The sequence below is a fragment of the Halalkalibacter okhensis genome (assembly GCF_000787375.1).
Classification (GTDB): Bacteria; Bacillota; Bacilli; order Bacillales; family Bacillaceae_D; genus Halalkalibacter; species Halalkalibacter okhensis.
On record NZ_JRJU01000075.1, the window covers coordinates 1 to 6,028 of the forward strand.

Annotated in this window: 7 protein-coding genes; 5 read left to right on the top strand and 2 right to left on the bottom strand. The window is 40.1% G+C overall.

Going from position 1 to position 6,028, the window contains the following annotated elements; translation table 11 throughout:
• Positions 1 to 30: 30 nt before the first annotated feature.
• Positions 31 to 177: a hypothetical protein gene (locus tag LQ50_RS25625; RefSeq protein WP_161784722.1), complete on the bottom strand. Its 147-nt coding sequence runs from the start codon at positions 175 to 177 to the stop codon at positions 31 to 33.
• Positions 178 to 356: 179 nt separating this feature from the next.
• Between LQ50_RS25625 and LQ50_RS25870 the strand changes: the two genes are divergently transcribed.
• Entirely contained in the window at positions 357 to 497 is a 141-nt protein-coding gene (locus LQ50_RS25870) for a hypothetical protein (RefSeq protein WP_202595415.1), read from the top strand.
• A 90-nt stretch (positions 498 to 587) separates the two neighbouring features.
• On the opposite strand, the gene LQ50_RS23885 is transcribed toward LQ50_RS25870, so the two are convergent.
• Entirely contained in the window at positions 588 to 896 is a 309-nt protein-coding gene (locus LQ50_RS23885; RefSeq protein WP_034634206.1) for a hypothetical protein, read from the bottom strand.
• A 148-nt stretch (positions 897 to 1,044) separates the two neighbouring features.
• Between LQ50_RS23885 and selB the strand changes: the two genes are divergently transcribed.
• The 4 genes from selB (at position 1,045) to phnE (ending at position 5,777) form a co-directional block, all read left to right on the top strand.
• Positions 1,045 to 2,958, top strand: a complete 1,914-nt coding sequence (gene selB / locus LQ50_RS23890) for a selenocysteine-specific translation elongation factor (protein ID WP_034634210.1) — start codon at positions 1,045 to 1,047, stop codon at positions 2,956 to 2,958.
• Positions 2,924 to 3,982, top strand: a complete 1,059-nt coding sequence (locus LQ50_RS23895; RefSeq protein WP_034634207.1) for a glycosyltransferase — start codon at positions 2,924 to 2,926, stop codon at positions 3,980 to 3,982. The genes selB and LQ50_RS23895 overlap by 35 nt, the downstream gene beginning before the upstream one ends.
• A 72-nt stretch (positions 3,983 to 4,054) precedes the next feature.
• Positions 4,055 to 5,002, top strand: coding sequence for a phosphate/phosphite/phosphonate ABC transporter substrate-binding protein (gene phnD, locus LQ50_RS23900; RefSeq protein ID WP_034634209.1), 948 nt, complete (start codon positions 4,055 to 4,057; stop codon positions 5,000 to 5,002).
• Positions 5,003 to 5,015: 13 nt separating this feature from the next.
• On the top strand, positions 5,016 to 5,777 hold the full coding sequence (gene phnE / locus LQ50_RS23905; protein ID WP_034634212.1) for a phosphonate ABC transporter, permease protein PhnE: 762 nt from the start codon (positions 5,016 to 5,018) through the stop codon (positions 5,775 to 5,777).
• The last annotated feature ends 251 nt before the right edge of the window (positions 5,778 to 6,028 follow it).

A 6,028-nucleotide genomic window follows, 5' to 3' on the forward strand; every position in this document is an offset into this window, starting at 1 on the left:
TGTGCTTTATACGTGCATATAGTGAGAATTTTATTCTCGACTTGATTTTTGATTGAGTACATCGTTTTGAAATTTTCTTAAGCGTTTCATCGTTAATCTCCAGTCACGCTGTTCACGCTTTTTCTTCCTTCTGAGCATAATTTTTAGCTCTTTTTTTCGAGAATCTTCATGGTCCATCTTCATACACTCCTTTCTTAGTAGAACGTGAAGCAACTACGAAAGATACGTATGTCGAATATTGCCTGGACTATGACTCGTAATTGTATTTTGTTGGATAAGATGACAAATATATTGCAAAATGACTTTCTGCTGATTGCGTAACATATAAGCAATCTCTTAGCAGGAGGAAAAAAGAAATGGAAGATCATTGTTTTTATTGTCATGATGAAGTAAATGAACGCTTTAGTCACGGATTGTTCATCCACCAAAACGAGCATGTTGACAAAGCACTTTGCCAAGATTGTTACAAAGAATGGCTTGAAGGAATGAAGGAATAAAGGAAGGAGTGGGGCTAACTCCAAAAAGGTTTCTGACCTTTTTGGATTAGCCCCTGTTATCTTTGTTGATATGGCGAAGGGGTCGAGTGTCTATTTTCCAGGTTCCGTGATATCAAGGTCGATGTAGTCTTTTTGCTCGTTTTGATGTTCTACTTGTGGTTCTAGAATGTTTGAAATGAAAGAATAGGCATGTTCAGCATGGGACAAGTTTTTTTTCGTGAATACTTCTTTCGTATCTGGATCAAACACCTCAGCTGTATAGGTTTGATCTTCTTCATTAAAGGAAAGCTTTACTCCATCGCCAAATTCCTCAGGTGGTCTTGGTTGTACAAAAATTTCATACCTTTTAGATTTAGCTGTCATGTTTTCAATTTTCTTAAGGATCTCCTTTTTCTCCATCACTTTTCTCCTTTTTCAGTGGATTTTTGTAGAGTGTGTCTTTCTTTCGCATGTATACATCGGTTTACTTTTCTTTGTTTCCCTTAAACGTATATAGTATGATAGTCAGGTAAGAAAATGGTCAAAGTAGAGAGAGGATTATAGTGTGATGAATCATTATACGGTTGGAATGGCAGGTCATATTGACCACGGGAAAACTACGCTGACAAAAGCATTAACAAATATAGAAACGGATCGTTTAAAGGAAGAAAAAGAGCGGAGTATCTCCATTGAGTTGGGGTATGCCCCTTTGAAATTAACCGATGAGATGGAAGTATCTCTTATTGATGTACCGGGGCATGAACGCTTTATTAGACAAATGATAGCAGGAGTGGCGGGAATTGATTTGGTGATGCTTGTTGTTGCGGCAGATGAAGGAGTTATGCCTCAAACACGTGAGCATATTGATATTTTACGACTCTTAGGGATTGAAAATGGCATCATTGTTGTAACGAAAATGACGCGTGTCGATGATGAGATGCGAGAGATCGTGGAGTTAGATATTCGAGAAGCGATAGAAGGGACCTTTTTAGAAAAAAGCAGGCTCTATTTCGTAGATAGCCTTAGTTCAATGGGAATAGATGATCTAAAGAAGGGTATTGCGAGTGAACTACAAGGCAGACCAAGCCGAGATGCTGGCGGAGCATTTCGTTTACCTATTGATCAGGTGTTTACGATCCATGGCCAAGGAACGGTTGTCAGAGGCACTGTTTATGAAGGGGTTGTCAATGAAGGGGACGTTCTTGATCTGTTGCCAAAACGTATTCCCGTAAGAGCTAGACAATTACAAGTACATCACCAATCGCGAATGAATGTACGAGCTGGGCAGCGAGTCGCAATCAATGTTGGCGGCGTAGCAAAGGAGGAGATCAAGCGAGGCGATGTCCTAGTGGCAAGTGGCCATTATGAAACAACACAAACCATAGACGTTGGTCTTATGACGGTGGAAAACCTTTTGTTTCCTTTAAAACAAAGAAGCGCAATTAAATTACATATTGGAACGGCAGAAGTATACGGGAAAATCGTTTTCTTTGATCGCAACGAATTAATAGATGGCAATGAAAGGATTGTTTGCCAAATTCGTTTAGATGAACCGATTGTTACAAGAAGAGGGGACCGCTTTATTTTGCGGCGTCCGACACCGATGGAGACAATTGGTGGAGGAATCGTGATTGATCCACATGGAGAAAAATATCGATTTGGTGAACAGACGATCGAGATGCTTGAACAAAAAATGGATGCAACGCCAATTGAGAGATTGCAGCAACTGTTACTAGATCACAAGTCATTATCGTTAAAGGATGCTAGCAAAGAATTGAATATGACAGAAGTGGAAATGAAGGAATTGGTTAACGAAGGAGAACAGACGTATCAATTGCCAACAGGGGAGATAACGAGTGAAAAGGTCGTTCGTTCATTAAAAGAGTCGTTTCAAATGGAACTGGAGCGTTACCATAAGGATTATCCGTTCCGAATCGGGATTAAGAAAGCAGAAATGGTTCAAAGCTATACTCATACGTACCCAAAACGATTGTTAGAGTGGTTGCTTGTGGAAGGTCACAAACAAGGTTGGTTTGTCATAAGTGGGCCATTTGCAGCTCTTCCTTCCCATATCCCTCATGCACCAAAACAGTGGGAGAAGCGGGTGGAACATGTTCTAACAAGTATTAAAAATGAAGGACTCCAAGTGACACCAATAGCTCAACATCTAGCAGCTCAACAACTACCAATTGTACTCCATGAAGAAGTAAATCATTATTTGTATCAACAAGAACTTCTGTATCAAATTGATGAAAAATTATCGATACATAGAGAGCCTTTTCGTGAAGCTGTTACAAAGCTTAAAGCGGAGACGGAGGAAGTATTTACGTTAAAAGAAGCCAAAGATTCAACAGGTTTATCACGTAAATATTTAGTTCCTTTCTTAGAAAAACTAGATAAACTTGGATTAACGATTAGACAAGAGCAAGAACGGAAATGGAGGGTGGATGAAGTTGAAAATTGGCTCGGTAACAAATCCTAAAATTATTCTTTTCACTCCATACTTCAAACAAAACCGAGGCAATGCGACTACGGCTAGGAGGCTTATAAAAGGGCTAAAGTTGTGGAATGCAAGCATACGTGTCTTTGCTTACGAGGAAGAAGAGTGGAACTCAGAATGGGATGCGTTTTTCTTAGAAGCAGATATCTATCATGTTATTCATTTAAAACGATTTTCTCAATGGTTAAAAAGGTATCCACATTTGTCTTTACGTAAACCCTATATATTAACTTCTGGTGGGACGGATGTGAATGAGGATCTAAAGAACCCTGATGCGGTTCATTTAATGATGTCTGTTGCCGACGAATCTTGCGGTATTACGGTTTTCAGTGAGGACGGAAAAAATAAAATTGTTCAAACATATCCTGAGCTAGCTGATCGGATTTATGTGATTCCGCAAAGTGTTGATTTTCCTAATCGTGAGAATCAGCCTTCTACTGTTGAGCCTAAGGGTGGGTATCCGAGGTTTTTGCTGCCGGCGGGATTACGCCCAGTAAAAGATGTCTTGTATGTAGTCGATGAATTGAAAACATTAAGAGATATCTGGTCTGAGCTTACTTTTACAATCATTGGCCCTGTTCTTGATGAGGATGTATATCAGCAAGTGCTTAAATACGAAAAAACACATGAGTGGTTTCGTTATATAAAGGAAATCCCGCTTGAACAGATGATACCTGTATATCAATCTTGTGATTTTGTCTTAAATACATCGGTTTCAGAAGGTCAATCTTCAGCTGTACTTGAGGCAATGGCTCTTGAAAAGCCTGTGATAGCCAGAATGAATTCAGGAAATGCTAGTGTGATTTCTGATGGCACAACAGGGGTATTGTTTGATACACCTCAGCAATTCTATATAAAAGCACAAGAATTACTAGCCTCAAAAGATAAGCAAAAAAGAATGCTGGAACAAGCAAAAATGTATATAAATGAGCACCACTCATTGGAAAAAGAGATGGAGCAACTGTTTGGAGTGTATGAGCATTGTCTGTCCAAAGCTTCTGTGTAAGGGTTAATTCTTTACAAGAGAGACAGAACAGTGGTAAATTCCAACAGAGAAAAAGAAAAAGGTGGAGACAATATGAAGAAATGGATGATGACATTAGGAATGGCGCTTGTGTTAACGGCATGTGGAGCAGCGGACGATCCTGATGAAGTAGTAGAATCACCGACAGTAGATGAAGCTGGGGAAGAGATGCCAGTAGAAAATGATGATAGTGTGTTTGAAATTGCTGTCATCCCATCACAGTCAATGGGAGAAATGCAAACAGGACTAGATAATTTAGAAGCGCATCTAACGGAGCGACTTGGACGAGATGTCGTAGTCGAACAATACCCGAATTATAATGCTGTCGTTGAAGCTATTAATTACAACCATATTGATTTGGCCTTCTTAGGACCACTTACGTATTTAATCGCTCATGAGCAAAGTGGTGCACAAGCCATCATTACGCAGGAAGTTGATGGAAGTCCTTTTTACTTTTCATATATTATTACTCATAACGATCAAAAATGGGATGATCTTGATGAATTACTAGAGGACCGAGCAGATGTTGATTTTGCTTTTGCAAGTATTTCTTCCACGTCTGGGCACTTAATTCCTGGCCTTCATTTACGTCAACTTGGAATGTATGAAAGTGAAGATGATCATGAATTTCAGCAAATTCAATTTGCAGGATCCCATGACATTGTTACAACTCTTGTTCAAGATCAAACGGTTGATGCTGGAGCAGTAGATAGCGCAATATTAGAAGCATTAATGAAAGAGGACGACCAAAACGGTGGAACATTACGTGAAGACATTAAGGTCATTTGGCAATCTGAAGAACTGTATCAATACCCTTGGGTTGTCCCTGCTGATATGAGTGATGAGCTAATTGCCCAAGTACAAGAAGCATTTTATGAGATTACTGATGAAGAAATTTTACGCATTTTCGGTGGAGCGACACGTTTTGTTGAAGCAGACGATAGCCAATACGCAGATGTGTTAGAAGCAGCTCGTGAATTCGAAATGCTTTCATTAGATTAGGAGTCTGTTTATGATGGTTTGGTTTCGTAGGCGCTACCTCATTTACCTTATTTTGATTATAGTTGCTCTTTGGTGGAGTATGGATATGACGGGGTTTGAATGGAGAAAGCTTACGCAAATCGGAAATATTTATCACATGGTGACCACTCGTTTTTTTCCGATTGAGTGGTCCCTTTTTCCGAGAATGGCGTATCACAGTCTCGTGACATTAGCAGTAGCTTTTTTAGGTACATTTTTAGCCCTACTCGTCGCTTTGCCATTTAGCTTTTTGGCGGCGAAAAACACAAGTGGCTCGATTGGGATGTATAGCACAATTCGAGGTGGATTGAGTGCTCTAAGGTCGGTTCCAGAGATTGTTTTTGGTTTGATTTTTGTTTCTGCATTCGGACTTGGTCCGTTTGCAGCTGTATTAGCAATCATTTTGCATAATATTGGTGTTTTAGGTAAATTAATTTCAGAATTAATTGAAGCAGCAGACCTAGGACCGCAAGAAGCCATGCGATCTGTAGGGGCAACAAAATGGGTAGGACATTTATTTTCGATATTGCCTCAAATCTGGCCGAATGTACTCTCTCAATATTTTTATCGTTTTGAAGTCGCTATTCGGACGTCTTTAATCCTCGGCTTCATCGGTGGTGGAGGAATCGGACAGCAACTCTTTAACCATTTCCAAAGCTTCTACTACACAGCGGTAGCACTCGATATCGTATTAATAATGATAATGGTCATCGTAGTCGACTTCATCGGAGGAAGAATTAGAGCAAGAGTGATATAGACTTCATTCAAAAAGGCGCTCTTCCTTTTTGAATGAAGTCGAAGCGATGAGCGGAGCCGCCGTAATCTTTTAAGCCTTTTGAGCGGTCTTCTCAAAAGGCGCACGGCGAGAGGAGCCATCGCCCTATGATCGCACGAATAAGGATCAAAGGCGCTTAACTATATGAATGAAGTTCGAAGCAAAAGCGGAGCCGCCGTAATCTTTTAAGCCTTTTGAGCGGTCTTCTCAAAAGGCGCACGGCGAGAGGAGCC

What these genes read in the sequence shown, in the direction of transcription:
- LQ50_RS25625 (WP_161784722.1), bottom strand. Translation starts at nt 177, where the DNA reads ATGGACCATGAAGATTCTCGAAAAAAAGAGCTAAAAATTATGCTCAGA.
- LQ50_RS25870 (WP_202595415.1), top strand. Translation starts at nt 357, where the DNA reads ATGGAAGATCATTGTTTTTATTGTCATGATGAAGTAAATGAACGCTTT.
- LQ50_RS23885 (WP_034634206.1), bottom strand. Translation starts at nt 896, where the DNA reads ATGGAGAAAAAGGAGATCCTTAAGAAAATTGAAAACATGACAGCTAAA.
- selB (WP_034634210.1), top strand. Translation starts at nt 1,045, where the DNA reads ATGAATCATTATACGGTTGGAATGGCAGGTCATATTGACCACGGGAAA.
- LQ50_RS23895 (WP_034634207.1), top strand. Translation starts at nt 2,924, where the DNA reads ATGAAGTTGAAAATTGGCTCGGTAACAAATCCTAAAATTATTCTTTTC.
- phnD (WP_034634209.1), top strand. Translation starts at nt 4,055, where the DNA reads ATGAAGAAATGGATGATGACATTAGGAATGGCGCTTGTGTTAACGGCA.
- phnE (WP_034634212.1), top strand. Translation starts at nt 5,016, where the DNA reads ATGGTTTGGTTTCGTAGGCGCTACCTCATTTACCTTATTTTGATTATA.